21 protein-coding genes and 9 tRNA genes are annotated in these 26,424 nt (G+C 46.8%); 20 read left to right on the forward strand and 10 right to left on the reverse strand.

What is annotated here, in order from left to right:
- The first annotated feature begins 120 nt into the window (after nt 1-120).
- From ABEW32_RS12200 to ABEW32_RS12235, 8 genes are all read left to right on the forward strand, one after another.
- Nucleotides 121-195 (forward strand) — tRNA-Gln (locus tag ABEW32_RS12200).
- Nucleotides 196-199: 4 nt separating this feature from the next.
- A tRNA-Lys gene (locus ABEW32_RS12205) sits at nt 200-275 on the forward strand.
- A gap of 11 nt (nt 276-286) precedes the next feature.
- Nucleotides 287-367, forward strand: a tRNA-Leu gene (locus ABEW32_RS12210).
- Between the two features lie 10 nt (nt 368-377).
- A tRNA-Gly gene (locus ABEW32_RS12215) sits at nt 378-452 on the forward strand.
- Between the two features lie 5 nt (nt 453-457).
- Nucleotides 458-534 (forward strand) — tRNA-Arg (locus ABEW32_RS12220).
- A gap of 12 nt (nt 535-546) precedes the next feature.
- Nucleotides 547-626, forward strand: a tRNA-Leu gene (locus ABEW32_RS12225).
- 7 nt (nt 627-633) lie between these two features.
- A tRNA-Pro gene (locus ABEW32_RS12230) sits at nt 634-707 on the forward strand.
- Nucleotides 708-716: 9 nt separating this feature from the next.
- Nucleotides 717-787: transfer RNA gene (locus ABEW32_RS12235), tRNA-Gly, on the forward strand.
- Nucleotides 788-1,354: 567 nt separating this feature from the next.
- On the opposite strand, the gene ABEW32_RS12240 is transcribed toward ABEW32_RS12235, so the two are convergent.
- A complete protein-coding gene (locus ABEW32_RS12240) occupies nt 1,355-1,852 on the reverse strand; it encodes a CcdC family protein (RefSeq protein ID WP_430188034.1) in 498 nt (165 codons plus the stop codon).
- A gap of 163 nt (nt 1,853-2,015) precedes the next feature.
- Nucleotides 2,016-2,492 (reverse strand): disulfide oxidoreductase, encoded by a 477-nt coding sequence (locus ABEW32_RS12245; RefSeq protein WP_430188035.1) that lies wholly within the window; start codon nt 2,490-2,492, stop codon nt 2,016-2,018.
- Nucleotides 2,493-2,721: 229 nt separating this feature from the next.
- Here ABEW32_RS12245 and ABEW32_RS12250 point away from each other — a divergent pair, with 229 nt between their 5' ends.
- Entirely contained in the window at nt 2,722-3,348 is a 627-nt protein-coding gene (locus ABEW32_RS12250; RefSeq protein WP_430188037.1) for a nitroreductase family protein, read from the forward strand.
- Between the two features lie 119 nt (nt 3,349-3,467).
- Here the strand turns inward: ABEW32_RS12250 and mprF are convergent, their stop codons facing one another.
- Nucleotides 3,468-6,110, reverse strand: coding sequence for a bifunctional lysylphosphatidylglycerol flippase/synthetase MprF (gene mprF / locus ABEW32_RS12255; RefSeq protein WP_430188039.1), 2,643 nt, complete (start codon nt 6,108-6,110; stop codon nt 3,468-3,470).
- A 211-nt stretch (nt 6,111-6,321) separates the two neighbouring features.
- Between mprF and ABEW32_RS12260 the strand changes: the two genes are divergently transcribed.
- From ABEW32_RS12260 to ABEW32_RS12275, 4 genes are all read left to right on the forward strand, one after another.
- Nucleotides 6,322-7,083 carry an AAA family ATPase gene (locus tag ABEW32_RS12260; RefSeq protein WP_430188041.1) on the forward strand — a complete coding sequence of 254 codons (762 nt, stop codon included), beginning with the start codon at nt 6,322-6,324 and terminating at the stop codon, nt 7,081-7,083.
- Between the two features lie 17 nt (nt 7,084-7,100).
- The gene (locus ABEW32_RS12265) at nt 7,101-7,631 is read left to right on the forward strand and encodes a GyrI-like domain-containing protein (RefSeq protein ID WP_430188043.1); all 531 of its coding nucleotides are present in this window, start codon (nt 7,101-7,103) and stop codon (nt 7,629-7,631) included.
- Nucleotides 7,632-7,834: 203 nt separating this feature from the next.
- Nucleotides 7,835-9,037 (forward strand): MFS transporter, encoded by a 1,203-nt coding sequence (locus ABEW32_RS12270; protein ID WP_430188045.1) that lies wholly within the window; start codon nt 7,835-7,837, stop codon nt 9,035-9,037.
- A 222-nt stretch (nt 9,038-9,259) separates the two neighbouring features.
- The gene (locus ABEW32_RS12275; RefSeq protein ID WP_430188047.1) at nt 9,260-10,312 is read left to right on the forward strand and encodes a lactonase family protein; all 1,053 of its coding nucleotides are present in this window, start codon (nt 9,260-9,262) and stop codon (nt 10,310-10,312) included.
- Between the two features lie 120 nt (nt 10,313-10,432).
- Here the strand turns inward: ABEW32_RS12275 and ABEW32_RS12280 are convergent, their stop codons facing one another.
- Nucleotides 10,433-11,389: an ArsR/SmtB family transcription factor gene (locus tag ABEW32_RS12280; protein WP_430188049.1), complete on the reverse strand. Its 957-nt coding sequence runs from the start codon at nt 11,387-11,389 to the stop codon at nt 10,433-10,435.
- Nucleotides 11,390-11,661: 272 nt separating this feature from the next.
- Nucleotides 11,662-12,627, reverse strand: a complete 966-nt coding sequence (locus tag ABEW32_RS12285; protein ID WP_430188051.1) for a flagellar export protein FliJ — start codon at nt 12,625-12,627, stop codon at nt 11,662-11,664.
- Between the two features lie 142 nt (nt 12,628-12,769).
- On the opposite strand from ABEW32_RS12285, the gene ABEW32_RS12290 reads away from it, so the two are divergent.
- From ABEW32_RS12290 to ABEW32_RS12300, 3 genes are all read left to right on the forward strand, one after another.
- Entirely contained in the window at nt 12,770-13,243 is a 474-nt protein-coding gene (locus ABEW32_RS12290) for a GNAT family N-acetyltransferase (RefSeq protein ID WP_430188053.1), read from the forward strand.
- A gap of 95 nt (nt 13,244-13,338) precedes the next feature.
- Nucleotides 13,339-13,971, forward strand: coding sequence for an NAD(P)-dependent oxidoreductase (locus ABEW32_RS12295; protein ID WP_430188055.1), 633 nt, complete (start codon nt 13,339-13,341; stop codon nt 13,969-13,971).
- 34 nt (nt 13,972-14,005) lie between these two features.
- Complete coding sequence (locus tag ABEW32_RS12300) at nt 14,006-15,652, forward strand: NAD(P)H-hydrate dehydratase (RefSeq protein WP_430188057.1); 1,647 nt, start codon at nt 14,006-14,008, stop codon at nt 15,650-15,652.
- Here the strand turns inward: ABEW32_RS12300 and ABEW32_RS12305 are convergent.
- Nucleotides 15,636-16,130 carry a hypothetical protein gene (locus tag ABEW32_RS12305; protein WP_430188059.1) on the reverse strand — a complete coding sequence of 165 codons (495 nt, stop codon included), beginning with the start codon at nt 16,128-16,130 and terminating at the stop codon, nt 15,636-15,638. The two genes, ABEW32_RS12300 and ABEW32_RS12305, sit on opposite strands and share 17 nt — an antisense overlap.
- Nucleotides 16,131-16,299: 169 nt before the next feature.
- On the opposite strand from ABEW32_RS12305, the gene ABEW32_RS12310 reads away from it, so the two are divergent.
- The gene (locus ABEW32_RS12310) at nt 16,300-17,136 is read left to right on the forward strand and encodes an HAD hydrolase-like protein (protein WP_430188061.1); all 837 of its coding nucleotides are present in this window, start codon (nt 16,300-16,302) and stop codon (nt 17,134-17,136) included.
- 227 nt (nt 17,137-17,363) lie between these two features.
- On the opposite strand, the gene ABEW32_RS12315 is transcribed toward ABEW32_RS12310, so the two are convergent.
- The 3 genes from ABEW32_RS12315 to ABEW32_RS12325 form a co-directional block, all read right to left on the reverse strand.
- A complete protein-coding gene (locus ABEW32_RS12315) occupies nt 17,364-19,118 on the reverse strand; it encodes a methyl-accepting chemotaxis protein (RefSeq protein ID WP_430188063.1) in 1,755 nt (584 codons plus the stop codon).
- Nucleotides 19,119-19,290: 172 nt separating this feature from the next.
- On the reverse strand, nt 19,291-20,322 hold the full coding sequence (locus tag ABEW32_RS12320) for a ribonucleotide-diphosphate reductase subunit beta (protein WP_025676245.1): 1,032 nt from the start codon (nt 20,320-20,322) through the stop codon (nt 19,291-19,293).
- A gap of 20 nt (nt 20,323-20,342) precedes the next feature.
- A complete protein-coding gene (locus tag ABEW32_RS12325; RefSeq protein ID WP_430188065.1) occupies nt 20,343-22,676 on the reverse strand; it encodes a ribonucleoside-diphosphate reductase subunit alpha in 2,334 nt (777 codons plus the stop codon).
- Between the two features lie 522 nt (nt 22,677-23,198).
- On the opposite strand from ABEW32_RS12325, the gene ABEW32_RS12330 reads away from it, so the two are divergent.
- Together ABEW32_RS12330 and ABEW32_RS12335 are read left to right on the forward strand one after the other, a co-directional pair.
- Nucleotides 23,199-23,546 carry an MTH1187 family thiamine-binding protein gene (locus tag ABEW32_RS12330; protein ID WP_430188067.1) on the forward strand — a complete coding sequence of 116 codons (348 nt, stop codon included), beginning with the start codon at nt 23,199-23,201 and terminating at the stop codon, nt 23,544-23,546.
- A gap of 73 nt (nt 23,547-23,619) precedes the next feature.
- Nucleotides 23,620-23,691: transfer RNA gene (locus ABEW32_RS12335), tRNA-Thr, on the forward strand.
- A gap of 339 nt (nt 23,692-24,030) precedes the next feature.
- Here the strand turns inward: ABEW32_RS12335 and ABEW32_RS12340 are convergent.
- Nucleotides 24,031-24,591, reverse strand: coding sequence for a GNAT family N-acetyltransferase (locus ABEW32_RS12340; protein WP_430188069.1), 561 nt, complete (start codon nt 24,589-24,591; stop codon nt 24,031-24,033).
- Nucleotides 24,592-24,944: 353 nt separating this feature from the next.
- Here ABEW32_RS12340 and ABEW32_RS12345 point away from each other — a divergent pair, with 353 nt between their 5' ends.
- On the forward strand, nt 24,945-26,360 hold the full coding sequence (locus tag ABEW32_RS12345) for a transcriptional regulator (RefSeq protein ID WP_430188071.1): 1,416 nt from the start codon (nt 24,945-24,947) through the stop codon (nt 26,358-26,360).
- The last annotated feature ends 64 nt before the right edge of the window (nt 26,361-26,424 follow it).

The following is a 26,424-nucleotide window of genomic DNA, read 5'->3' on the forward strand; positions in this document are numbered from 1 at the left end:
ATCCATCATCCTCCACCAGTTTTATTATTATGGTGGTCGTGACGAATGGAATAACGTAACGAATTGTGGCTACGGTATTCGTGGGATTAAGGCCCAGCGATCGCCCTGTTAAATACATAATGGGGATTAGCCAAGCGGTAAGGCAACGGACTTTGACTCCGTCATGCATAGGTTCAAATCCTATATCCCCAGCCATTAAGAGCCATTAGCTCAGTTGGTAGAGCACCTGACTTTTAATCAGGGTGTCGAAGGTTCGAGTCCTTCATGGCTCACCATTATATTGTATGCGCGTGTGGCGGAATTGGCAGACGCACTAGACTTAGGATCTAGCGTCTTTGACGTGGGGGTTCAAGTCCCTCCACGCGCATCTTGTTTTTGCGGACGTGGCTCAGCGGTAGAGCATCGCCTTGCCAAGGCGAGGGTCGCGGGTTCGATTCCCGTCGTCCGCTCCATATTTGCGCCCTTAGCTCAGCTGGATAGAGCGTTTGACTACGAATCAAAAGGCCGGGAGTTCGAATCTCTCAGGGCGCGCCATTAATTTCATAAGCCGGTGTGGCGGAATTGGCAGACGCGCGCGACTCAAAATCGTGAGGGAAACCGTGGAGGTTCGAGTCCTCTCACCGGCATTTATTTCGGGATGTAGCTCAGCTTGGTAGAGCACCTGGTTTGGGACCAGGGGGTCGCATGTTCAAATCGTGTCATCCCGATACTAATTTGCGGGTGTAGTTCAATGGTAGAACTCCAGCCTTCCAAGCTGGTAGCGTGGGTTCGATTCCCATCACCCGCTTTATATAGATGAAAGAAGAGATGGCTTATGCCATCTCTTCTTTTTTGTATTCATTTAAGCTATCTCGTTAGAATTCCTGTACAACAAATATTAGGGAATCCAGTTTTGTATTAATCATGTCTATATTCCATAAGCAATGTAAGCTTCCCTTTCTCAATAAGTTTGTCGAAATCAAATAGCATTCACAATTACATGGCATGCTGCTGATCAGTGGTCACTTTAAAACCGTAATTTTGAGCACATAAGGTTCGCTAGGAGCAGCTACAATCGAGAGGTCTAAGAACTGCGCCAACTGGTACTCATTGGCCTTCTTATGGTACTATGCCCGGATATTCATCGACGCACACACATCCTACAGGGAGTGCCCGATATGCAGCTGGTCAGGCTCATTTATCCTTTATATTAATCATTTAGGGGAAACGATAAAAACGATCAAATATAATAATGTAAGAATCGGTAGCCTACGATAGACTAAAAAGACCCCAAAGACGCGACCTCCTATCGGGGGGATCGTGTCTTTGGGGTTTACACAGCAATATGCAAGTACGCTCTTTAAATATCCGTTGGTCAGATGCGGACTTCCGTCTCGTCCGGAGCGAACTGACGATATTGAAAATACATACGAAGCCGCCAGTGTAACAACGTCCCGAAGGCTAGTATGAAAAATAGCCCAGCTGTTTGCGGAATGGTAATGTAATGCTGAATAAATTCATGCAGCAGCAATCGGACGATCAGCAGGCTGATCAGGATAAAAAAGAAAGTACGCGAACGTTGAACGAAAACCAGCCCTTCTTGCAACTCAAATTTGGTGCTGCGGATCAACGGATAGGAAAAAATAAACCAGCCGATCAGAAAAGCGCCTAGCGCCCAAAGCCAGGGAACCCGTACTTCGGGCACCACAAACATCATAAAGCCGGTGCTCATGCCGAGCGGAGGGATGATGATTTTTTTAGCATTAATCGGGCGATGACCTGTCTTCATACGGATAAAAATAGCCGATATAGCGATTAAGATCATACCAAAAGTTGCGCCATATTGCAGCAATGGGGTGCTGATATGAAACATGGACTGGCCCCCTCTATAAGGAATATAAGTGTTATTGGACAGACTGCAAACCTTTTACATTATAGCACATATGCAATGGATATATTTAGTTACAGTCTTTCCTCCGGCAAGCGGATTATACACCTTTGGTGGTAACCGGCCCGATCATCGGGTCTCTTTTATCTTATGCGAGTTCTTGTGCTTGTACCTCTCCTGCAGTTGATTTTTTCTCCTGACGCATGATATAACCCATCGCTGCAATAATAAGGACAAAAGCAATGAGTGCGAGCAATGGAATGGTGATAAAATCCAACCAATTTAGGTAATCCTGCTCACAGGATACTCTGCCGCAGGCCGTTGAAGCTTGCGTGGCTGCTTTGGCGGCCGCATGGATACGCTGAATGATAAAATGATAGGTCGAAATCGCGCCTCCGATAATAGCTAATGGCATAACGTAAATGCGTATCTTTGTATCGCCTCGAAAGTATGCGATTCCAAGCAGAAGAGTCAAAGGATACATCAGAATACGCTGAAACCAGCACAGTTTACAAGGCTCATACCCCAGAATTTCGCTGAGATACAGACTGCCCAATGTGGCCACACAAGCAACAACCCAGGCGGCAAACAAAGCAATATCCGTTTTTTTAAACGATCCGATCATAGTAACGCTCCTTTTTAATTCAAATGAGAACAGTATGAACTCATCGTGTCTTGTCCCATCGGCAGACAATTGCCGATATGTAGGCCTTTATCCGTATTGTACTGTATTTTGAGTGCAGGGTCATACTTAAACATATTGACATCATTCACTATCGTTTTTATAATTGCATTAGTTTGGGAAGTTAATAAGGATCCAAGATATATATTAAGAAATTAGGAGTGTGCCCAGAATGTCGAGCAATCGGAAAAATGAAACCCTATCTATAATCAGTGAAAGACACGCAGTAAAAAGCTATGTAAAAGACTTTAAAATGCCAGAGGAAGATCTGGAGGCTATTTTGACTGCTGCGGTAGAAGCTCCTTCCGCTTGGAATCTTCAACATTGGAAATTTCTCGTTATCGAAAGCGAAGCGGACAAGCAAAAATTGCTGCCTATCGCCTACAACCAAGGCCAAGTGGCTGAGAGCTCCGTTACGATTGCCGTACTGGGTGATTTGGAAGCCAACCGTAATGCTGTCATTTATGATCAAGCGGTAGAAGCAGGCGCATTGCCAGCGGAGATCCGTGATGCATTGGTAGGTCAAATCAACGGCGCGTACCAAAACCCGCAGGTAGCTCGCGATGCAGCGATCCTGAACTCAGCTCTTGCAGCACAAAACATTATGCTGGCTGCTAAATCTTTAGGCTACGATACTTGTGCAATGGGCGGCTTTATTCCAGCACAATTGATCGAGCAATTCAATATTCCGGCACGTTACCTGCCAACCATGCTTATTAGTGTAGGTAAGGCACAAGTGCCAGCACGTCCATCAGGACGTTTCCCATTATCAGATGTTGTTGTAAAAGGCAGCTTCTAAGAAGATTTGTGAACGTAGAAAATTGTGAATGTAAAAGGGTGTTCCTGCCACTATTTGTGGTAAGGAACACCCTTTTTTACGTTTTTTAATCTGTCCAAATTCTTTTGTAGGACTCTCGTTTAGTCTGAGCGTTTGGACACGAGATATACCAGCTCCAGCGTCAGGATCGGTAGAAAGACAGAAGCCGGATAGGCCAGATAGCGCGGCTCCCACTGCGGCTTGAACTTATCCTTAAAGCGTCGAAGCCCCTGAAACCCGTAAAAATGCCCTCCATATTGAAAAACGAGTCGAGCCAGCTTCTCCTCACGCAGTGCCTTTTCGCTTTGTCCTACCTGGGACAGCGGTGCCATGCCCAGATTAAAAGTCGTATATCCACTTTCCTTGGCCCACTCAATGACCCGTGTGAATAAATAATCCATCGTTCCATTTGGCGTGTCGGGCAAATGACGCATCAGGTCGATAGAGACCGTCTGTCCATGATCATAGGCAGGTGCCATCGTAGCGAAAGCAATAACCTTCCCTTCAGAGTCCTTAAGCAATGCAATTGGGGCCAACTGAAGGTAAGATTCTTTGAACCAGCCAAGTGAATATCCCTTCTCCTTGCGCCCATCCAGCCAAATATTCGAGATATGACGCATCTCCTCAATCAACGATGCCTCTAAAGGCGGCTGTATCATTTCGAATGAATAGCCTTCGCGGTCAAAGCGATTTTTGGCGCTTCGTAGCGCCTGATTGCTTTTACCTGTTAGCGTAAAGGACTCCAGCGGCACAAGCGCTTCCTCGCCCAGTTTAAAAAAACGATAGCCGTTCTCGTGGTAGATGGACAAGTAATCCGGTGATGCCTGATAAAATACGGCCGTCAACGCATATCGATCCGCGAACCGTTGGAATTCCTGAATGGCCTCACTCACACGTTCTTTTGGGCCGAGGGGATCACCTAGTACAATCAGTTTGTCCCGGCTGCGAGCATAGGGGAGAACGACCTGATCGTCCTTCGTCCAATATAGATATTTATCGCCCAGAAAAAGCATATGAGAAACGAGATTACCACCTTGTCGCTCCAAAAATTCTTTTAGCTTCACGAGCTCCTGGGCGTCGGGTAGATTGCTGATGCTACGTTGAGGACGAAGAAAGAAATATACAGTCAGGAATACCCATGCCAAAATCAAACTAAATACGGCTGTAACTCCGTAATCGCTGCGGTTCATAAAAAAGTCCAGATGAACCTTGGCATGCAAATGACGCATAAATGGAGTGTTGGAGCCTGCACCAATCATAAAATAAGCCCCGGTTACGAGTAGAGATAGTCCGCCCCATATTAAAATGTTGTGCCGATTCAGCGGCGCACTGACCCGATAAAACCGTGAACGCGAAATCCACAGCATTAACGCCACGAACAGCAGGAATAAGGCTTCTTCAAAATCCAGACCTTTAGTAAATGTGAAAATAGCTCCTGTCAGCAGCAGTATCAATGTCAACCGCAATGCTCTGCGAATACGCAGAGAGATTCCGTGGGACAGGACGACAAGCATAATTCCAATGATAACCGAAATTTCGTGCGATAAGCGCATAACAGGCAAGCTGAGCAAATGTTCAGCAAAACGAAGCCGATACAGCAGGCCTGGCGTAGCCGCCGACAACAGAAGCACTACGCCGGAGATGAGTACCAGTTTTCCGAGCGCCCATACCCCCAGGTCGGCCAAAAATCGAAATTGACCAGGCCACCCCCATACCTTTTGCCAGGCATTAAGGGAGTAATCCCAGCCTGTCTCAGCGAGTTGGCTCAGGCGCTCATTACGCGGAATCATTTCCAGCGCGGCTAGTACCAAGCCGATGAGCCATGGAATGATGAAATAAAAGACGCGAAAGACTAGCAGCACAGCCAGCGCCCGGTCCGAATTGGCTCCTGCCATTTGCAGCCCAAGCAGGGCAATAATATCGAACGCGCCGACTCCTCCGGGTGCAAGACTGATTAACCCTGCAATTGCAGCTATCACATAAATACCGAACACAGCATGCATTGGCAGTTCATGGAGCAAGTGCGAGCCGATCCAAGCAAAGGTGAGACCGGCTAGCAGCCATTCCAGTAGAGAGGCGCCAATAGAGGCAGAGATGGTGAACCAGGAGAGTTGTCCTTCTCCCTTGTTGAACCATGTGGCATACCTTTTGGAGCGCTGCATGATCAAAAATAGAGGCAGGTACAGTGCCATTCCCCACAGCGCCCAGTGCAGCCATGGATGTGCATCCAGCACAGGCTGCACCGAATACAGATGGACAATAGCGCCCCAAGCCAGCAAAGATAGTCCAGTAATAACGACAGGCGAAAGAAATACGACCGCCGAGGTGATGATACCCAATGGCACACCGCTTTTTTTATACAGCACTGTACGCAGTCCGGCTCCTGTGAAGCCTGCGAAGCCGAAGACATTATTGAAGGTATTGGAGATCCATGCATACCGGAATGTCGCTCCAGGCTTGACTTGAAGCTTGAAATGATACCTGATTACATAATCGTATGCACTCATAGCTGCCACGGCTGCCAGTGAGAACAACCCAATTTCGATGAGAAACGTGGTTTCCATTTGCCGTAGCTCATGAAGCATCCGTGCCAGATTAAAGTCTTTTAGCTCTCGTCCAGCTTCCCATATAATAAAAGCCAGTACAGCCAGCGGCAGCAAAATACGTGTCAATCGCTGCCTGTAGATGGTCATCAAGTACTGTACGATTTTAAAGGATTGGATCGGTTTGTGATTTGACTTCATAGATTCACCTACTTGAAAAAGAATGAGATATACATGGAATGAAAAGCTTAGATTTCATGACCGATGAACATTACTATATATTATACCTATAATAATCGCTTGAATAACAACAGAAGGGTTACGAAATGGGAGTTCAGATTGATTGCTGTAAATAATTCCAATATAATGATGAAATACCTAGTAAACTACTTGGCAATGGAGCTGACTGTACATGACTATATGGGATCGCCATCCTTTTATACGTCGATTGGAATTATTGTGGCCTCCAGATGCTGACAGAAGCCAATACCCTTTTAACCTAAAGGCTCTTCAGCAGTGGGATGAACTCAAATTTCATCCTTCCGTTACTTATATTGTTGGAGAGAACGGTGTAGGTAAATCGACGCTTATGGAGGCAATCGCGGTCGCGTGGGGGTTTAATCCAGAGGGTGGCACTAAAAATTTTAATTTTTCTACACAAGCTACGCATTCCTCGCTGTATGAGCATATCCGGTTGGTGAGAGGGGTCGAAAAACCGAGAGACGGTTTCTTTTTTCGGGCAGAGAGCTACTATAATGTGGCGACTCATATCGACGAGCTGGATCGCGAAGGGGGAGGTCGACCCATTCGAGATTCCTACGGGGGCAAATCACTGCATGAACAGTCGCATGGTGAGTCTTTTTTTGCTGCATTTGTGCATCGGTTTGGAGGGCAAGGATTATACATTTTGGATGAACCGGAGGCAGCGTTGTCGCCTTTGCGCCAGATGGCCATGCTTGCCCGGATTCACGAGCTTGTGCAGCAGGGATCACAGTTTATCATTTCTACACATTCCCCTATCTTGATGTCTTATCCAGATTCGATTCTGTATTATCTGACACATGAAGGGATCGACATGCGGACGCTGGAGGAAACCGATCATTATATCATCACCAGACAATTTCTGAATAACAAGGAAAAGTTGTTGCAGGAGCTATTCGAAGATTCACCATAACATGAGGAGGAAAACGTATGAGCACAAATCTCGATGTAGTTATTCAGCGGATATCGGCTTTCAAGGTAGCAGCGCTGACTGCGCAAGCCCCTTTTGCCGAATTGGGTGACGAGGTACGTAGACAGTGGCAACGAGTGCAACAGAACGTACCAGAGAACCACTCAGGTCGTCTGGACATAGATACGGGTTATGTATTAACTCCCCAATGGACAGGTGTTGAGGAGAACGGTAACACGGCGGTCAAGGTGGGCGTTAAAGTGTCCTCGTGGAATGAAGTACCGGATCGTCTTGAACACATCGAGGTGCCTGAAGGAGACTATGCGGTGACCCGTTTTCAGGGAGATCGGAAACGATTAAATACGATTTATGATGATCTATTTTCTTGGCTGGATCGTAATGGCTATGAGCGTAATACGAAAAAGGGAGTGTATTGGATCGAGTCTAATCGACTGAAGCCAGTGAACCCTTTTGATATTCCGTCTGTAGAAATTCAGAAGTTTGATTATGATATAGCGATCGCTATTGTACAAAAAGATAAAGAATGGTGAATCGTAACAAGAAGAACCAACTTATTTTTTTATGGTTGTTCTTCTTACTACTTTGCCGGAGGAAACATTGAGGGTTACCGGAAGTATTTTATGATTGTTATTTGTCTCACACTCTATTAATATAATGAAGAGTTTTGCTGAAATGGTTGCAAAATAAGTATTTCGTATACGAAATAAAGAACCTGAGGAGGACAAAACGCAACATGTCGGATTCACAACAGTTGAAAATGGGGCCGCTCGTCATTTTGATGATTAATATGTTTATTGCCATGCTGGGAATCGGGCTCATTATTCCGATCCTCCCCAAGTTCATGGGTTCCTTGGGAGGCAGTGGTGAAACGGGAGGCTATCTGGTTGCCGTGTTTGGCTTGACCCAGTTTCTGTTTTCACCGTTAGCTGGGGAATGGTCCGATAAATACGGACGTAAAAAAATGATTATTATCGGTTTGATTATCATGACGGTGTCTTCTGTATTGTTTGCGATTGGCAACTCGTTGACGATGCTATATATTTCCCGTTTGCTCGGAGGCGCAGGAGCGGCATTTATGATCCCTCCAATGATGGCTTATATCGCCGATATTACAACCGTCCATAACCGAGGTAGAGGAATGGGGCTGTTGGGGGCCGCTATGTCGCTTGGCTTTGTAATTGGTCCTGGTCTGGGCGGCTTTTTAGCACATACCTCAATGCGGACGCCCTTATATGTTTCGGCTGGCGTATCAGCCGTGGCTGCGCTAATCTCTTTGATTTTGCTGCCCGAAACCCTGTCGTTAGAGAAGCAGTTGAAATTTCGGAATGTTAAGGTGAAACGGGACAATGTGATTAAACAGTTTGCCCTTTCTTTCCGCAAGCCTTACTTTATGCTGCTGATTATGATATTCACGTTAACCTTTGGTCTGACACATTTTGAAACGATGTTTCCTTTCTTTGTGACGGGCAAGTTTCACTATAATGAGGGTGATATTGCCACTATCATTACGGTAGGCGCTCTGGTCGGAACTGTGATTCAAGCTGTGGTCATTAGTCCGATGTTGAACCGTTTTGGTGAAAAAGGTGTGATTATCGGTTCTTTCCTCTTTTCCGCAATTTCCCTCGTGCTTATGTTGCTCTCAGGGAACTTTTATTATGTACTCGGAGTATCGCTCATCTTCTTTACCGCAACGTCGTTGCTGCGACCAGCCATTAATACTGCTTTATCCAAAATGGCAGGGGATGAGCAGGGAGTTGCAGCCGGGATGAACAATGCTTATATGAGTATTGGTAATATTTTGGGACCTGCGCTTGCCGGTACATTGTTTGAGATTCATATTAATTTGCCGTACATTTTTGGAGCGGTCATTCTCATGCTTAGTTTGGGGCTGGCTGTAAAATGGAAAAGCAGAGATACGCAATCCACAGTGGTTTAAGGTTATTTATTCTGTAAACATAGTCTCTTTTGATGTGAACTGTGACGTTCTTATGAACCACAGATTGCAGCAGAAGAGGCTATTTTTTTGCATACATAGCGAATCGTTAATGAAACGACAAAATCTTGGGTAATAATGCATGATGAGTTTACAGCCAGACAAAAAGTAAAACTTCAAAGCCAAATAACTTGTGAGTAATACTTTAGAAGGAGCTGAGAATGGATGAAGGAGCGAAATGAGCAGTTATTTTATATAGGGACTTATGCGTCACATGAGGAAAGAGGGATTTATGTAGGCGCTTTGCATATGGACAAGGGTGAATTGCGTATGATTGGAGGCGTGGAAGGAATCGATAGACCTTCTTTCCTGACGCTGCATCCGAATGGGACGAAGTTGTATGCGGCAAGTGAAACAGAATCGGGCGAACTGTACGCATATCAGGTGAACACCCAAACGGGTGAATTACATCCTTTGGATCGAAAAGGAACGGAGGGAGCACATACTTGCTATGTTTCCGTAACAACAGATGGACGCTATGTGCTGGCTTCTAACTATTCTGGGGGAAATGCCGTTGTATTTCCTGCGACAGAAGCAGGAGGGTTGGGAGACATGTCGGGGCAGGTTCAGCATACGGGGTCAGGGATTCGCCAGGACCGTCAGGATGCGCCACATCCACATTCGATTATTCCCGATCCTTCAGGGCAGTATGCCATGGTATGCGATCTGGGGCTGGATCAAATTATAGTATATCGTTTAACAGAGGATGGGAAACTGGTCACCCACAGCGAGACAGATTTGCCACCTGGCTCCGGCCCGCGCCATCTGGTTTTTCATCCGTCGGGTCGATATGCTTTTGTCGCTAATGAGTTGAACAATACCGTCACTGTGTTTGGTTATAACGAACATAATGGTAAGCTTACCTTGCTACAAAGTCTGTCCACACTGCCAGAAGGCATTATAGATGTAGAAAATACAGCTGCAGATATTCGGATTACGCCTTGTGGACGTTTTCTATATGTATCTAATCGAGGACACGACAGCATCGTGCTCTACCATGTCGACCTAGACAGTGGCCAGCTGAAGACGATTGAATGGGTCGAGACTTTCGGTAGCACGCCGCGTAACTTCAACATGTTGTCTGGTTATTTGCTAGTGGCGAATCAGGAGGGTAACAACATCGTATCCTTTGCTATTCATGGGGATGATGGACGGCTGACCCGTACGGGCTATGTATTGGAGGTTCCTTCACCGGTATGTATTGAACCTGTACGCTAATTCCACAACACATGGTAATAAGGGACCGATAAAAGAGGAAGAAAAAGTAAAACAAGGCGTTTGGCCTCCCGCAAAAGGCATGGTCAAAACGCCGTGTTCAGATTTTGAGTGATCTAATGATTACTTGCTGCTATCGCCAGCTTCCACCGTTGCTGTTTTGGTATGGTTTTCGGCAGGCTTGTAGTACAAACGGAACAGGATATCCTGGTTGTAGTTACCGAATCCGGTACCAAACAGGGTTACCCCTCCAATATGCTGGGCATCATCCAAAATGGCGATACGGAATTTCCATTGCTTCTGATCTATCAGCACATCGCTTAGAGTTACATCAGATATCTGCTTGCCATCCATAAACGTACCTTCGGATGTAACGCGAAGTCTCTTTAGCAGACCGTATTGATTGATAAAATCAGGCCACCATGAAGGTGTATATTTACCACGATTATCACCGAAATCCCCTGGGCTGGTCCAAGTGCCCAAGTTCACATCATTTAGGAAAAATGTGATGTCTGAAGGCCAATTATCATTGGTGAAAGGAGCCTCCGATGATAATTCCATTGAAATTTCCAGTTCCTCAGCTTTTTGGCTGGACAATAGGAAATTCGGTACCTTATAATCCATATACCCTTGGCTAAACCAAAGAATTTTGGAATTGAAGCGCTCAGGGTCCAAGAACGAACGAGGCTCATCGAATTCTCCGATAATCTTTTCGACGGTGGCCAGGCCGCAGGTTGACTGGATCTCAAAATCCGTAAAGTGTCCGACGGAAATTTCCGTCTGATGAAATTGCCGTACATCTTGCTGATAGCGTGGCATGGCAATTTCAATTTTGTCCGTAGCCAATGAGCATACCTTTTGAACCCCGCCTCGTCCGGGCAGCATTTTAGTCGAAATAATGGATGCTCTCTCCAGTTTCTTGACATGCATCGTCATAATCGCACTACTGAGTCCCAGCGCTTCCGCCAGCTCACGTATATTCATAGGCTTCTCCGCAAGCAGAACAATCATGTTCAGCCGAACCTCACTGGCCAGCGCTTCATAGACGGGAAGTGATTTTTCAGAAATGTCCAGTTGCATAGTTCCTCCAATTCTAACGCACATCATAAATTGATGGTAGTTTAACATATATGGATTTTTTTCAATATTCATACATATAAAACGATATGATTTACATTTATATAAACAATATACCCTTTCCTTGATCATTGGCACAAGCCTAAGCCCGCAAAAAGCCTTAATTTGTTCAAAAAACAGGACACCCCTGAACTCTTTCTGTGTGTGTTGGGATGTCCTGTGATGGTATGTGATTTGCGGGATGTGTACGTGATCATTTCAGACACAACGGATGTTTAGGAACGCGTATGATCGTCAGCCCAAGAAGAATCAGCGGTTGTATCTTTGTCTATTGCGTGTAAATCCTGAAGCTGCGAGGCGTCGGCCTTCATCAAGCCGGGATGACCGACATAAGGACGATCACTTCGCGAGCGGCCTCGGGTAAGTCGGAAGCCAATCAAGAACAGCACAAGCTGTGCGGCCAGTATGTAGGGCGACGCTTCTGGTCCGAGCCACTGAAACAGGGCGACAACGGCGATGACCATGCACAACAAGCTGGTTGGAAAATGAGATGCCGTCACGTCTAGGTCATTTTGTCTGCGCAGGGTCATCAGACGATAGACATACAGCAAGGCGATTAAGCCAGAGACGAATCTTGTCCATGCATACCCTATGAGCCATGAGGCAGATTGTGTAGTGTCGGGCAGACTAACATCAGCCTGGCTGTAGGTTATCAGTTCCGCAACCAGTCTTGAAATCAACCAGACAATTCCCGCCAACGCCAGCGGACCGGCTGCTGGGCGCAAAAGTTTCCACAATGCCATTCCCCAGCCTGGAGCATGAGATTCCAGCAGAACAAGTCGCCGTTCCTCGATCAGTTTGTTCATTTCACGCTCTAGTGATTTGAGAAGCAATTCCCGGCGGAACGTATCACATTCCCGAAGGGATGCTTGAACCTGCTCCTGAAGGTGAGGGGTCAAATAGGGAGCAGCCTTAGCCTCCTGAAGAGCATGGATTAGTGCATTTTGGTGCTGCTTCTGGCTGTTGTTGAACGCGTCCTGGGTAGCGGTCTGGAGAGAACCAGCTAACCGACCATAGATACGCAGTGATTCCTGTAATTCTTCCAGCCGCTGCTGACGCAAATTTCGAAGCTGGGCTGCACTATGAACATACAGCCATACCAGCAAGCACAATGCCAGCAGGAAGGCGATCAGGCCGGGTGAGATATAAGCGGCTAATGCCGCGAAGTCCGTCGGGGACACCCGCAATCCCTCCTTCCATTGTTCTTTCTACACTATTGCACAGACCATACAAGCATTTCAAGGGCTTGTGTATCTCTAACCAAGCTCTATGAAGTATTTTTTGGTAAAATAGACAAGATTACAGCAGGAAGGGAGATTCGGCATGAATAAAAAAGTAGAATTTGCAACAGAACATCATGAGACATCGAATCAACCGTATGAGCTGCTTCGCCTAGATTACGCCATTCCAGCCGTCGAGGAATATCGGGTTTTACGCAAGGAGGCTGGTCTGTCGCAAATCACGGAAGAAGCGGCAGCCAAGGGCTTGCCGAACAGCCTATTTGCTGTAACGCTACGGCTTGGACAGGAATTGATCGGGATGGGCCGGGTGAGCGGTGATGGCGGTGTGTTTTTTCTGGTTACGGATATTGCAGTCAAGCCTTCCCATCAGGGGAAGGGCTATGGGCGTAAGCTTATGGAAGAGATTATGGAGTATTTGAGACGGGAGGTTCCAGCGGGCAGCTTTGCAACGCTGATTGCGGATAAGCCAGCCGATCGGTTATATGCGCAGTTCGGTTTCCAACCGGTCAGTCCAAGGTCGGAAGGGATGTTCTGGCGCCAGCTGGGGGGACTGTAAGCGACGGTAAGCTAAAATCCTGTACGAGTTTGAGCTGGTTATAAAACGGATAAATAACAGTAAGAAAATTATAGATAGGAAGAAGGCACGTTAATATGAAAGTGATTATTTTCGGGGCAACAGGAACAATTGGCAAAGCGTTAGTAAAGGAAGCGATCAAGCGTAAGTATGAGGTGACGGCGGCAGTGCGTGATCCGCAACGAGTAACGGAGCAAAGTGAATATTTGACAGTGGTTCAGGCGGATATTCTAAACCCGAATTCTGTTACGGAGGTAGCCAAAGGGCACGATGCTATCATTAGCGCCTATGGTCCCAAATTTGGAGCCGAGGAGGAACTGCTCGAAGCGACTCGTTCATTATTGGAAGGAACTCGGCGTTCTGGCGCGGAGCGCATACTTGTTGTAGGTGGAGCAGGCAGTCTGCAAACAGAAAACGGGGAACGTCTCATGGATACCGCTGAGTTTCCGGAGGAAATCAAGCCACTAGCGGCGGCGCACGCTGATGCACTGGAGCTGTACCGTACAGCGGATGTAGACTGGACCTATTGCAGTCCTGCCGGAATTATTGAGCCTGGTAAACGTACAGGGCAGTTCCGTATTGGTTTGGACCATTTGGTGGTTGACGAATTAGGTCATAGCCGTATTTCTGTCGAGGATTATGCGGTAGCCCTGATTGATGAGTTAGTAGAAGGGGAATTTGTCAATTCCCGCTTTACAGTCGGATATTAATCAACAGGGATGGCTATATGGGAGGCGAAAAAGCATGTATATGGTGACCGCCGAACAAATGCGGCAACTGGATCGGTACACGATTGACAAGCTGGGGATTCCAACCCTGACCTTGATGGAAAATGCCGGGCGAGCCGTAGCTGACGAGGTACTGAAGCTCTGTGCTGAGAGACGTGGAACAAGCGATGGCGTACATGAGGTCACACACACAGGACCATGGGATGTCACGGGACATGGCGGTGTTATACGGACGGATTCATCGAGCCGTGGGCGCTATGACGAACGTGAACGAGCCCATTGGTATATCCTCGTAGGTAAAGGCAACAACGGCGGCGACGGACTGGTGGCAGCCCGTCATCTGACCGATGCGGGCCTGCGTATCACCGTTGTGTACGCCGATCCGCCTGCAACGCTGCGCGGTGAAGCGGCTGCACAGCGTGACATCATCGCAGCGCTGGATATCCCAGTTATCCTCTATGGTCAGGATAACCTTGACCTGCGCGGTGCCTCCGGCATCGTCGATGCTCTGCTGGGCACAGGCACGCAAGGTCCACCGCGCGAACCTTACGCCTCGCTGATCCGCGAGGCCAATGCCAGCGGCGCGCCGCTCGTGTCGGTAGACGTACCTAGCGGTCTTGACGCCGACACAGGCACGCTGTACGAGCCGTGCATTTGTGCTCGTGTCACCGTATGCCTCGCCTACCTGAAGCACGGACTCGTCCAATATCCGGGCGCGGGAACCGCTGGCGATGTGGTGGTGCGCTACATCGGAATCCCGCCCGGCCTTGCCCGTGAGTACGGCGTGCAGGTGCAGCTCCTGACTGGCGATTCGCTGCGCGACGCGCTGGACGTGGATGTCAGCCGCAGCCGTGTGCCGGACGGGCACAAGGGTACCTACGGCCACGTTCTGGTCGCAGCCGGAAGCCTGCGCATGAGTGGAGCGGGCCTGCTGGCCGCACGTGCTGCCCTGCGCATCGGCAGCGGGCTTGTGACGTGGGCGGTGCCAGAAGCGCTGTTGCCACGCGTCATTGGCGCCGCGCCGGAGCTGATGCTCGCTGCTGCAGCAACAGGCGGAGACGGCGAATGGAACGCCGACTCCGCAGACGAGCTACTACAGCTCGCGCAGGCGCGCGATGTGCTGGCCGTTGGGCCCGGCCTCGGCCGCTTCGCAGGAGACACTGGCTGGCTGCGCCGCCTGTGGGAGGAATACAGGGGTCCGCTCGTACTTGATGCGGACGTTTTGAACATCCTCGCCGCGGCGGGGCCTGAGGTGGATGCTTGGAAGTCGAGAGATGCGGCGATCGTGTTAACGCCGCATCCCGGTGAAATGGCTCGTCTGCTGGGCATATCGACAGCAGAGGTGCAGCGTGACCGTATCACCCATGCCCGGGAATATGCCCGGACACGCGGAGTCACGCTGGTGCTCAAAGGAGCACGCACGGTCATCGCATGCCCTGACGGAAAGGCCTACGTCAATACCACAGGCCACGCTGGGATGGCGACAGGCGGTGCGGGCGATGTGCTGACAGGCATCATCGCAGGTTTGCTGGCCCAAGGCTTGAACGCTTCGCAGGCAGCAGCCTTTGGCGTGTATTTACATGGAGCGGCTGGGGAAACGGCCGCGCACCATCGCCAGCATCCTGCTTCGGTGGTAGCTGGCGATATTATTGAAGCCCTATAATCCATAGCAGCAGGGGCAGGAGGAAGGCCAGCATGATCTGTATCTCATAATCACGGTTCAACCAGTGCCTTCCCCCATAATAGAGCAGTGTAATCCCTGCACCTGCTAAGCCATTGCTCCATAATATACCTGTTCCAGCAGGCGACATCAAAGATCCTAGCAGAAGAAAGACGCCGAACCCTACGGCAAGGTATAGCGTGAACTGTTCAGGCTTACGAAGCCAGGGTGAAAGATCACGTAGCGCATCAGCGGCAAGTGCTGCTGGAAGAGCATAGCCATAAGCCCACAATTGCGCGGTTAATTCACCGCTATTGTCTGCTAGAGTCACAGGCAACCCCGTTATTTCTTCTGTCAGATAGCAGTAGAGCCATAAGAGACCAAAAATCAAACCTCCACAGGCCAGCTTATTCAGCGCATAACAACCAAGCTCCATCCGCCAAGGCATTTTGGAATTAAATTCATTCCAAGGCTGTCTCATATTGCGACTCCCTCCTCATTTCACTAGGTAAATCAAAACCATTCAAGGAATTTATTTCAATTACAATCCGCTTACCGTTTACGACATTTGAGTTTACGTTAGCTGTGTATCATGTTCCTAAGCAAAATAAAGATTGCGGATAGCCGCGGTACGGAAAGGCGGGGATTGCATGATACAGGCGGTTATTTTTAATCTCGAAAGTACATTGTTAGACCCCGGAGGACGGGGCTTAATCCAGGGAATGCGCGACATCTTCAGATGGAAGGGCATACAGGTAACTGAAGAGCAGGTATCTCATGGACGGGGACTGCCCATCCGGGATCATATTGCGAATGTGCTGGGACTTTCCGAGGTTCGTAGAAAATGGTTGGAGTGCTTTGGTACGCATCCTGGCAGAGTGGATATCGAGCATATTTATCTTGAGCTTGTCCCTGTTCTTCGTTCTTTAATCCAAGGGGCTGAGACTGCTGCCGGTATAGATAGGGCGTTGCAAGAGCTGCAAGATCGCAGCATTCAGTCAGGCGCTACTGGATCCTGCCCGATGGAAATGCTGAGTCATGTATTCACGCCTGCACAGTCACCCTATACGCTGGATTGTATGGTAGCCCCATGTGAAGTTTCGCAGGGGAGGCCTTATCCGTGGATGATCTATGAAATTGCCCATCGCTTGCAGGTATTTCCGCTTAGCGATATTGTGAAGGTAGGCGATACAGCAGCCGATATGCAAGAAGGACGGAATGCTGGCGTTTGGACGATTGGTGTGTTGAACCATAACGGGAGCGCTCTAAATACAGATCACGCTACAAGCTGCGAAGCGGACGACAGAGTGGCTGAGGAACGACGCAGGCAGAATATATATGGCTTAAAAAGGGCAGGAGCCCATATTGTAATGAATTCGGTCGCTGACTTGCCGCGTATTTTGCGTGAAATTGAAATGCTCCAGCATACGGGGGGCTATCCCTCTTATATGAAACCGATGAAAAAAGCTGCAATTCCCCCATCATGAGAATAACGGATAACTCTTAAGCACTTTAACAGACCTTCTTGGTTATATATGTATGCATCGACCTAGATAAAGGTGTACCCAACCACGGCTTTCTAACATTCAAAAGGAGCATTCGCTACGTTAGCGAGTGCTCCTTTTGAATGACTCCTTTTCATCTGTAAAATGACCCGTAAGATGGACACTTTAGATCAAGTGTCCATCTTACGGGTCACAGTTCATCGAAATCATTACTGGTCTGAACTTCTCACCCGGAACTGATCGGCATGACGCTGTAGATTGTTTGATAGCGTGGTCAGATTACGGGCTACTTCGGATAGTTCTTTTACCGCTATAGCCTGCTTCTGTGCGCTGGCGGATACATCTTCCGTCATTCCAGCAGTCTGCTGCGCCGCACTGGCTGTGTGATCCAGATGTTGATCTACGCTGTGACGTACCTCCTGCATTTCTGTCGTTAATTGGGCCAGATGTGCAGCCAATTCCTGAACTTCCTCTGAAACCTGGGTGACTTTATCGACAGACTGTAGACATAATGCGATTTGTTTCTCTTGTTCATTGACGGTGTTTATATTTTCATCAAATTGATCGCCCATTTGCTCAATTTGCTCGACAAAACTACTTAGAATTTCGTCGATTTCACGAATAGATACAGCAGATTGTTGGGCAAGCTGTCCCATTTCATGAGCCACGACGGAAAAACCTTTACCGGCTTCACCTGCACGCGAGGCCTCAATCGAGGCATTAAAGGATAAAATCTGCGTCTGCTTTACGATGCCCTGTACCTGCTGCCCGATGTTAGCCGCTTCGCGGGATTTTTCGGTTAGCGCGTGTGACATACGCTGTATCTGCTTAATACGTAGGGCGCTTTCTCGTCCCTTCTCCAATAGCAGTTCATGTTCACTGGCTACCTGATTACGGACCTCATTAAGATGACGCGCTGTATTCGTAAATTGGTGCACATGGCTTCCGACTTCATCCAGTGTTTGTCCCAAGCGTTCGGATTGCTGAACCGATTCTACCGTTTGAGCCGCTTGATTAGTAGATACATCGGCAATTTGCTGGAGTGTGCGGGATAGTTCCTCGGTTTGATGAAGTGTTCCTTCTGATGTCACGACGATATTCTCGGATGCTTGCTGAAGCGTACTTGAACTGCTTTGAATATCCACAATCATATTGGACATGGCTTCTACCATTCGGTTCGTCAAACCGCTGATTTCACCTAGCTGATCATACGTAACTTGCTGCGATGTAGCCGTAAGATTACCGTAGGCTACTTGCTCCAGAGTATCTTTAATGAAACGCACCTGACGGAGTATTCGACGGGTTACCAGCACCATTGCTGTAATGGAGAGGATCAGAATGATGGAGATCACAGGGATAACTAGCCGATAGGCCTCAGGCAATGTTTTCTCGTATACCTCAGTTACAGAGGCCAGGGATCTGTCGATTCCCAAATACCCAATGATGGTACCATCCGTATCCTTAATAGGTGTAAAGGAGGAGAACATCGTTCCCCAGTCAGGGTCCGTTGTGATATCTGTAGTTACTGTCTCCCCTTGTTTTAATCTATCTGCCGTTTCTTTACGTGTGAAACTTACAGGGCTTCCGAAAGGGCTGTAGTCTTTGTCGTCCCAAGCAGCTCCATCCACCGTAAGCTTCCACTCATCGCCAACACGGTTGTACATATACATATACAGGACTCCGCTTTGCAGCCTAAGCGTATTTAGCTCGTTCCGAAGCTCTTTATACTCGCTGCTCTGCTCGGATGGATTTGTGTTTAAGCTTTTGACGGCTGATTTGTCCAGTAGCTTGGCCGTATTCACCGCCAACGCTTCATTGTTTAGCTGCATGGTTGATAGAGAAGCATTCTGAATAGATAGTTTGGTCGTCCACAGAATCATGACGCCAATCACAACTAAAGGAATGAGCAAGATTAAGTAGAGTTTGGATTGTAATCCCATTCTTTTTTTGGCTTTGCTTTTCATAATATGCTCCTTACTATATTTTTCTACCTTCATATATATCGTGTTTATATAGGAAAATATGAATAGTAGTTCATAGGTTTCATAAAATTTTTGCATATTTACGCAACTTTCATCCCCATAGAAAAAAAGCCTTAGCTCAGTAATAACCGAGTTAAGGCTTGTAGCTTATGGCTTACAAATCGTCAAATCCGTTGTCGTCTCCAACCTTGCCATAATTGCGTGATTTTGCTTCAAAAAAGTCCGTTTTTGTTGCATTTAGTGCTTCATCGGAAAATGGCTTGATCCAAGGCATACTATTTACATCTACACCTTCATAGGCTTTGTCCATACCTAGAAGTCTCAGGCGCATATTCGCCATGTATTTGATATAATCGCTCAGCTCGTTCAGGTCAATGCCGCGAACCTCCTTGAGCGTATAATGCGCCCAATTCGTTTCCAGTTCCACAGCGCGATTAATCATACGATAGACATAGTCCATGTTCTCTTTCGTGTTCAGCTCAGGGAAATCAGCCAAAAGCTGCTTGAACACTTCGGCAAAGAAGTAGCAATGCTGATTTTCATCGCGCTGAATATACGAGATCATCTGGCTGGTCGCCATCATCTTTTGGTCACGGGCCAAATTGTAAAAGAAAGCAAAGGTACTGTAAAAGAAAATACCTTCCAGAATCAAATCCGCTACCATTGCTTGGAAAAAGGTTTGCGGGTTCTGCTCATCGCGGAACTCCTGGTAGATGGCCGAAATGAATGTGTTGCGCTCCAGCAGGACAGGATCGTTTTTCCAGTATTCAAAAATTTCTTTCTGCTCCTGCTCCGATACGAGGGAAGACAGCACGTAGGAGTAGGACTGGTTATGCACGACTTCCTGTTGTCCGATAATGGCCGAAATAGCTTCCAGCGAGGAATCGGTAAAGTAGCGTTTTACATCTCCGACAAACATGGTTTGCATGGAATCCAGCACAGCCAGCAGGCCGATGTTAATTTTGAAGGTGCGCTGTTCTTCGGCATCCAGCATAGGGAACTGGGACGCATCCTTGGACATCGGAATTTCATCCGGAATCCAGTGGTTTAGCAGCAGCACTTTATATAGTTTGTACATATGCGGCATCCGAATATCATTCCAGTTCAGAATGCCGGAGTTTTCGCCTTCAATAATACGGGTAGAGCGGTTAGGCGCTTCCGTGTTAAAAATCTTTTGTAACTGCATGAGAGCCTCTCTCCTTTAGTTTAGGATGCACAGCTTTCGCATTCTTCAATCGTCAGTGCGCGGCTGCGTACATAATAAGTCGACTTCATACCCGATTTCCAGGCATGGATGTGCAGCGCTAAAAATTCGGTAGCTTTGATATCTGGGCGCACATACAGGTTAAAGCTTTGACCCTGGTCAATATGACGCTGACGTGCAGAAGCCATGTTGATCGAAGCATGTTGATCCAGCAAGAAAGCCGTTTTGTAGTACCAGATGGTTTTTTCATTCAAGTCTGGTGCAGGGTTAGCAATCTTGTAGGTTGTTTTCTCTTCATAGGAAAGCAACTCATACAGTGGATCGATACTGGCGGTAGAACCTGCGATAATGGACGTGGAACCGTTAGGCGCGATGGCGAATAGCCAGGCGTTGCGGACACCGTTTTGTTTGACTTCTTCCGCAAGCTCGCTCCATTCGGACGTAGTGACGAATTTGCCTTCGCGTGTACCGTCTGTATAGCCACGGGAAGTAAAATAATGTCCAGTCGCCCAGTCGGAACCCTCGAATTTGGCATAACGGCCTTTTTCTTTTGCTAGCTCCATGCTGGATTTTACAGCCAGGTAGTTGATTTTTTCATATAAATGATCGTTATAGGTTACCGCTTCGTCAGACTCCCAACGGATGCCTTCAAGTGCAAGCAGATGATGAAGTCCAAATGTACCCAAGCCGACAGCACGATATTGGCTGTTCGTGTATTGTGCTTGCAGCACCTCAATGTTGTTGATATCAATAACATTATCCAGCATACGTACCTGAATCGGTACGAGACGATCCAGCACATCTGCCGGAACGGCACGAGCCAGATGAATGGAGTTCAGGTTGCACACAACAAAGTCGCCAGGAATTTTGGAAATAACGATACGTGTTTGTCCGTCCTTGGTGACCAATTCTTCTTTTTCTACTACCGTTGCAGATTGATTTTGCATAATTTCCGTGCACAGGTTGGAGGAATACACCATCCCATGAGCGCGGTTTGGATTAGCACGGTTTACTGTGTCGCGGTAGAACATGTACGGCGTACCCGTTTCCAGCTGTGATTTCATCAAACGCTTCATGATGTCAATGGCAGGCACTGTAATACGAGAGAGAATCGGATGCTGTGATGCTTCCTCATACTTCTCGCGGAAGGAGCCTGAACCGAAGGCTTCATCATAGAAATCCTCCAGTCCCAGTGGACGACCCTTGTCATCTTTCCAGCCCATTACCTTTTTCACTTCATGCGGACAGAACAGATTCCATTCGCCCCGTGCTTCGACCCGCTCCATGAACAGATCGGGCAGACATACACCGTGGAACACGTCATGTGCACGCATCCGCTCATCACCGTTGTTCAGCTTCAGATCCAGGAACGCCAAAATGTCTTTGTGGAACACGTCCAGATAAACGGCAATTGCACCTTTGCGTGTACCCAACTGGTCTACGCTAACAGCTGTATTGTTCAATTGGCGAATCCAAGGGATAACGCCAGAGCTTGTATTTTTATGTCCACGGATATCGGAGCCGCGCGCCCGCACTTTACCGAGGTATACGCCGATGCCGCCGCCCATTTTGCTAAGACGGGCTACATCCGTATTGGAATCAAAAATACCTTCCAGCGAGTCATCTACGGTGTCGATAAAGCAACTGGAGAGCTGTCCGGCTACCTTTTTTCCGGCATTGGACATAGTTGGTGTAGCTGCGGTCATGTACATGTTGCTCATCGCCCAGTAGGCTTCCTTGACCAGTTCCATACGCTTGTCGGCAGGCTCTTGATGCATCAGGTACATTGCAATAATCATGTAGCGTTCTTGCGGAAGTTCCATTACGCGTCCGTCAAAATCATTGGCCAAATAGCGCTCAGACAACGTCAACAGTCCGATATAGTCGAACAGCAGGTCATTTTGCGGCATAATGGAATCGCCGAGCTCATCAATCTGCTCCTTGGTATAGCAGTCAAGCAGCTCTTGACGGTAGATTCCTTTTTGCACTAAATCAGTGATCAGTGGATAAAAAGCACCGTAAGGCTCGTCTGCATAGGATTTGTAACGGCGGTGAGTAGCTGCCTTTTTGTATAAGGAGGTGAGCAAAGCACGCGCAGCGGCGAATTTCCAGTCGGGTTCTTCCTTGCTAACCAGCTCTAGGGCAGCCATTGCAAACGCGTTGCTGATTTCATCCCCCGTGACTTCGTCCCGGCGCAGCTTACTGGTTACACCGCGAATGAGCCGATCTTTATCCAGCTTGTCCAGCCCGCTAAGTACACGGTCAGCATATACGGATATACGTATTTCATCAAAAGCCAACTGGCGATTGTTTGGTTTGGTTACGAGTTGTGGCATAGGATTAACTCCTCGCTTTCTTGATTTGGAATTCATACTTAGGGAAAAGGCATGAAAATGATTTGAGAAAAGAAAATGGTGAAAAAAGCGATGATCAGACAGCATTTTGAGGCTGTATGTAATCCAATAACATAGAAATAGCGATGCGCCTGCCAATGAAGGGGAAAAAGATGGTTTCCGTAGGAATCATCGGCTACATCACTATATTTAGAGGTGTCATGAATATTTAACCCAACATATTGTGTATATAAACTTAAAATTTCAAATAAGTGCAAGGAGTATTATAGCAACATTCGAAGCCATACGTAAAGGAAAAGGAATGGAAAATCAAAATATGCAGAGAAGCCACGGGCTGTATTTGAATTGAGACGGAGTGAACGGTACAATAAATAATATTGATGTTTCCTACAGAAACAAGCAGTATACATATGGAACTTTTCTTGTAAAACAAAGATGCTTTATGGACTCGGGTTTAAAATTTTGAAAAAAAAGATTCTTTTAAATTAGAGGAGGAACTTGGTGATGGCTATTGCAGAAGTGACTGTGATCCCGATTGGAACGGGGAGTACGAGCCTGAGCGACTATGTTGCTCAAATGCAAAAAGTGTTGAAGACGCAAAAAGGAATTACCTATGAGCTTACCTCCATGAGTACGATTATTGAAGGCTCGTTGGATGATGTGTTCACCGCGATTGCTGCGCTGCACGAAGCGCCATTCCTGGCAGGAGCCAAACGTGTTTCCACTTCGGTCAAAATTGATGATCGCCGTGATAAGCCTTCCTCCAGTCGCCAAAAGCTTCGTTCCGTCGCAGATAAACTATCCGGAGCCACGACAGGAAATGTTACCGAATTAAATCCAAATCCTAGTTGATAAAGTTGATGTAAGTGATTGATTTTTATGTAACTAAGAGTATAATAGTTTTTGTTGTCAGTCACACTGACCTGCTGGTGTAGCTCAGGGGTAGAGCAACGCACTCGTAATGCGTAGGTCGGGGGTTCAATTCCCTTCACCAGCATCTCATGAAACTCAAGCACAGCGCGGCTTCCAAGCTTTTTGGAGGCTGCGTTTTTTTGTTGGAGCGAGCATTCTTCTAACATTCTTCTAACCTTTAGTCTAGTAAAGTGGGTTCTTCAGTGCTAATGCTCTCTCCTGTGATTGAATCGCCAATGTTTTTTAACACCGCCTCTTGGAAATTCGGAAGAACATGTTGTCCTATCTTGATAGAGCTTATAGATAACTTGAGTAGAAGTAATTCATGAGAATAATGTGCGTGTTTACAAGCCACTCATAAGACTTCCAAGTACCTGTTTAACCGAGTTTCTTAGTTTTACAAATGAGATTAATCTATTGTTCATTATTTCTGATTAGCACGTTGTGAGAGCCACTCTTTTTTCAGTAATGCATATTGATACGTATTCTCGTATTTCGGCGTGCCGTCTTCATATTTAACAAATGAAACGAATTCCATGAAGCAGCCTTCCTGGCGAAAGCCCAGTTTTTCACACAGCTTTTGGGAACGGAAGTTATCGTCCTCGACATAGGCGTACAGTCTTCTTACTTCCTGTTGCGTAAAGAGATATTCTATGAAGGCGTTGGCGCTCTCACTTGCGTACCCTTTCCCTTCAAATCTGGCATTAAAATTCCATCCAATACCATACGTATCCGAATCCGAATCTCGTTCTTCTTTCATACCAAACAGCTCTCCAATCAGTTCGTTGCTGTCTTTCAGGCAGACCGCGATATGGGAGTCGTCACTGCTTCTTTTTTCGACCTCGGCTGTAGCTTCCTCCAACGTCGAAATCTGGTGATCCATAAAGCAGTTAACTCTTGGATTAGCTGTATACTCCAGCAATCCGGCAGTGTCGGTTGCGGCAAAATTCCGCAGGATCAATCGGTTGGTTTCAAGTGTTTGCATGAATATACCTCCAGTAGTTATTTAAATAGATGGCTTCCTTTTGTATGATCCTTTTATTCTATCAGAAACCGCTCTTCAATCGTAATAACTGTCAACGGACAATAAGGTTGTGTACGGCTGCTTTGATTTAAAAATAGGGAAGTATTATGGTCCACAACTTTATTGTCGGAACAGAGCACCCTGCTGGCTTAAAGCCAGCAGGGTGCTCTGTTTGTTTATAGGAGTCTCCTTATGACAAACGTAGTATTTCTACATAATTCGCAAAAAAAGATATTGACAACTGGTTAATTATTGGACGAAAATAGTAAATGATTACAAAATACTGGGATTTTTATGCGAAGGGTGGCTATGTCATGAAGCATACACCTACGATTCGAGCGGAATTAGATAGATATTTACAACAAGAGGGCATGAGTCTAACGCAGTTTGGGCATATAGCAGGCATGAATAGGGGAATCGTAAGCGCCATTGTGACAGGGAATAAGTCCATGTCTGTTAACCAGCTTGATTTAATCACTCAGGCTATGGGGTTACCAGAAGGTCACTTTTATGATCTGTTTATAGAAAACTACATCATCGATCACCCACCCAATATGAGACGAATCGAGCGGTTTTTGTATCGCTGTGCGGAGTTGGACAAGCTGGATGCGATCCGCCGAGTCGTAGGAGCTATCATGGATAATCTACTGTATTCACCCAAGCTATTTGAAATTGCAGAGGAATTGTTGTCGCAGGGAAGACATGCGGCTGCATTGTTGCTGTATGAGGGGGTAGCTGAAGCGGAGAGATATCAACATTCTGAACGTTTGGCCATCTGCCAATATCGTATATTCACGATTCAAGTTGGAGATGACCAAAGTCAGAATCTCAAGGCAGCAACGCTATTTGAACCCTTTGTGGAACGTCTGGATGAAATAGAACAGCTTGACGCGCTGAAGGATTTAGCTAACGTGTACAGGTCTTTGCGTAAATGGGACAAGGTTGACGAAATGGCTAAGAAAATGAGAGCTAAAGCCGAAATCCAATATACACTGAAACATCAGCAGAACAGTCGAGAACACACTGAATTTACTGATAAGCTAAGCCGTCCATTGTTTGTATACATTTCCTATGCTGGCCTGTTGTGTGCAAGTGTCTGTGAAGCCCAAGGCGATTACCAACAAGCTCTAGACTATACATACACCTACGATAATTTAGATTGGGTAATGGAGACTGACGAAGTTACCCTACACTGGATTGGCTTGTTTAAGCACTGGGCAAAGGCTAATATTATTGTCAATAAGCTTTTATCCGGAGATATAAAGGTGCTACAAGATTATATTGAATACATCGATGCAGCGGAGGATACAACTCAAGATGATAAGGTCATCCAACTGCTGAATATTATGATAGCGGCTAACCGATATAATATTGATGTTAGTAACATAGTTAAACGTTTTGAAGCGGAAATTGTATCATTATCGCAACACTCATCCAGTGATATGTATACTCAACAAGTGGTACCAGATTATTTTGCATGGTGTGGTTACGAGTTAGCTCATTATCATTTACATCGAAATTCTTACGATGATGGTTTTAAACATTTGATGTATTCGATGGTAAGTTATCATATACTAAATAATGAGACTTATTTCATAAATTGTATGGGGCTATTTTTACATTTTCGAGAACATGCGACTCCTGAGACCAAAGCAAATTTTTTAAATCTTATTGAAAAGGTGTGGATGAACAATGTTAAAAAAAATGGCACTGTTGATCGTCGCGGCTAGCTTTCTGTTAATTGTTACTGTACCTGTTCACTCGCATGATATACAGCCTCAAGTACAGCATGGA

It is taken from the genome of Paenibacillus jamilae (assembly GCF_050482105.1).
In the GTDB taxonomy this organism is placed as follows: domain Bacteria; phylum Bacillota; class Bacilli; order Paenibacillales; family Paenibacillaceae; genus Paenibacillus; species Paenibacillus jamilae_B.

Excerpts from the sequence above, each read along its gene's own strand:
- ABEW32_RS12240 (WP_430188034.1), bottom strand. The coding sequence starts at position 1,852 with ATGTTTCATATCAGCACCCCATTGCTGCAATATGGCGCAACTTTTGGT.
- ABEW32_RS12245 (WP_430188035.1), bottom strand. The coding sequence starts at position 2,492 with ATGATCGGATCGTTTAAAAAAACGGATATTGCTTTGTTTGCCGCCTGG.
- ABEW32_RS12250 (WP_430188037.1), top strand. The coding sequence starts at position 2,722 with ATGTCGAGCAATCGGAAAAATGAAACCCTATCTATAATCAGTGAAAGA.
- mprF (WP_430188039.1), bottom strand. The coding sequence starts at position 6,110 with ATGAAGTCAAATCACAAACCGATCCAATCCTTTAAAATCGTACAGTAC.
- ABEW32_RS12260 (WP_430188041.1), top strand. The coding sequence starts at position 6,322 with ATGACTATATGGGATCGCCATCCTTTTATACGTCGATTGGAATTATTG.
- ABEW32_RS12265 (WP_430188043.1), top strand. The coding sequence starts at position 7,101 with ATGAGCACAAATCTCGATGTAGTTATTCAGCGGATATCGGCTTTCAAG.
- ABEW32_RS12270 (WP_430188045.1), top strand. The coding sequence starts at position 7,835 with ATGTCGGATTCACAACAGTTGAAAATGGGGCCGCTCGTCATTTTGATG.
- ABEW32_RS12275 (WP_430188047.1), top strand. The coding sequence starts at position 9,260 with ATGAAGGAGCGAAATGAGCAGTTATTTTATATAGGGACTTATGCGTCA.
- ABEW32_RS12280 (WP_430188049.1), bottom strand. The coding sequence starts at position 11,389 with ATGCAACTGGACATTTCTGAAAAATCACTTCCCGTCTATGAAGCGCTG.
- ABEW32_RS12290 (WP_430188053.1), top strand. The coding sequence starts at position 12,770 with ATGAATAAAAAAGTAGAATTTGCAACAGAACATCATGAGACATCGAAT.
- ABEW32_RS12295 (WP_430188055.1), top strand. The coding sequence starts at position 13,339 with ATGAAAGTGATTATTTTCGGGGCAACAGGAACAATTGGCAAAGCGTTA.
- ABEW32_RS12300 (WP_430188057.1), top strand. The coding sequence starts at position 14,006 with ATGTATATGGTGACCGCCGAACAAATGCGGCAACTGGATCGGTACACG.
- ABEW32_RS12305 (WP_430188059.1), bottom strand. The coding sequence starts at position 16,130 with ATGAGACAGCCTTGGAATGAATTTAATTCCAAAATGCCTTGGCGGATG.
- ABEW32_RS12310 (WP_430188061.1), top strand. The coding sequence starts at position 16,300 with ATGATACAGGCGGTTATTTTTAATCTCGAAAGTACATTGTTAGACCCC.
- ABEW32_RS12315 (WP_430188063.1), bottom strand. The coding sequence starts at position 19,118 with ATGAAAAGCAAAGCCAAAAAAAGAATGGGATTACAATCCAAACTCTAC.
- ABEW32_RS12320 (WP_025676245.1), bottom strand. The coding sequence starts at position 20,322 with ATGCAGTTACAAAAGATTTTTAACACGGAAGCGCCTAACCGCTCTACC.
- ABEW32_RS12325 (WP_430188065.1), bottom strand. The coding sequence starts at position 22,676 with ATGCCACAACTCGTAACCAAACCAAACAATCGCCAGTTGGCTTTTGAT.
- ABEW32_RS12330 (WP_430188067.1), top strand. The coding sequence starts at position 23,199 with ATGGCTATTGCAGAAGTGACTGTGATCCCGATTGGAACGGGGAGTACG.
- ABEW32_RS12340 (WP_430188069.1), bottom strand. The coding sequence starts at position 24,591 with ATGCAAACACTTGAAACCAACCGATTGATCCTGCGGAATTTTGCCGCA.
- ABEW32_RS12345 (WP_430188071.1), top strand. The coding sequence starts at position 24,945 with ATGAAGCATACACCTACGATTCGAGCGGAATTAGATAGATATTTACAA.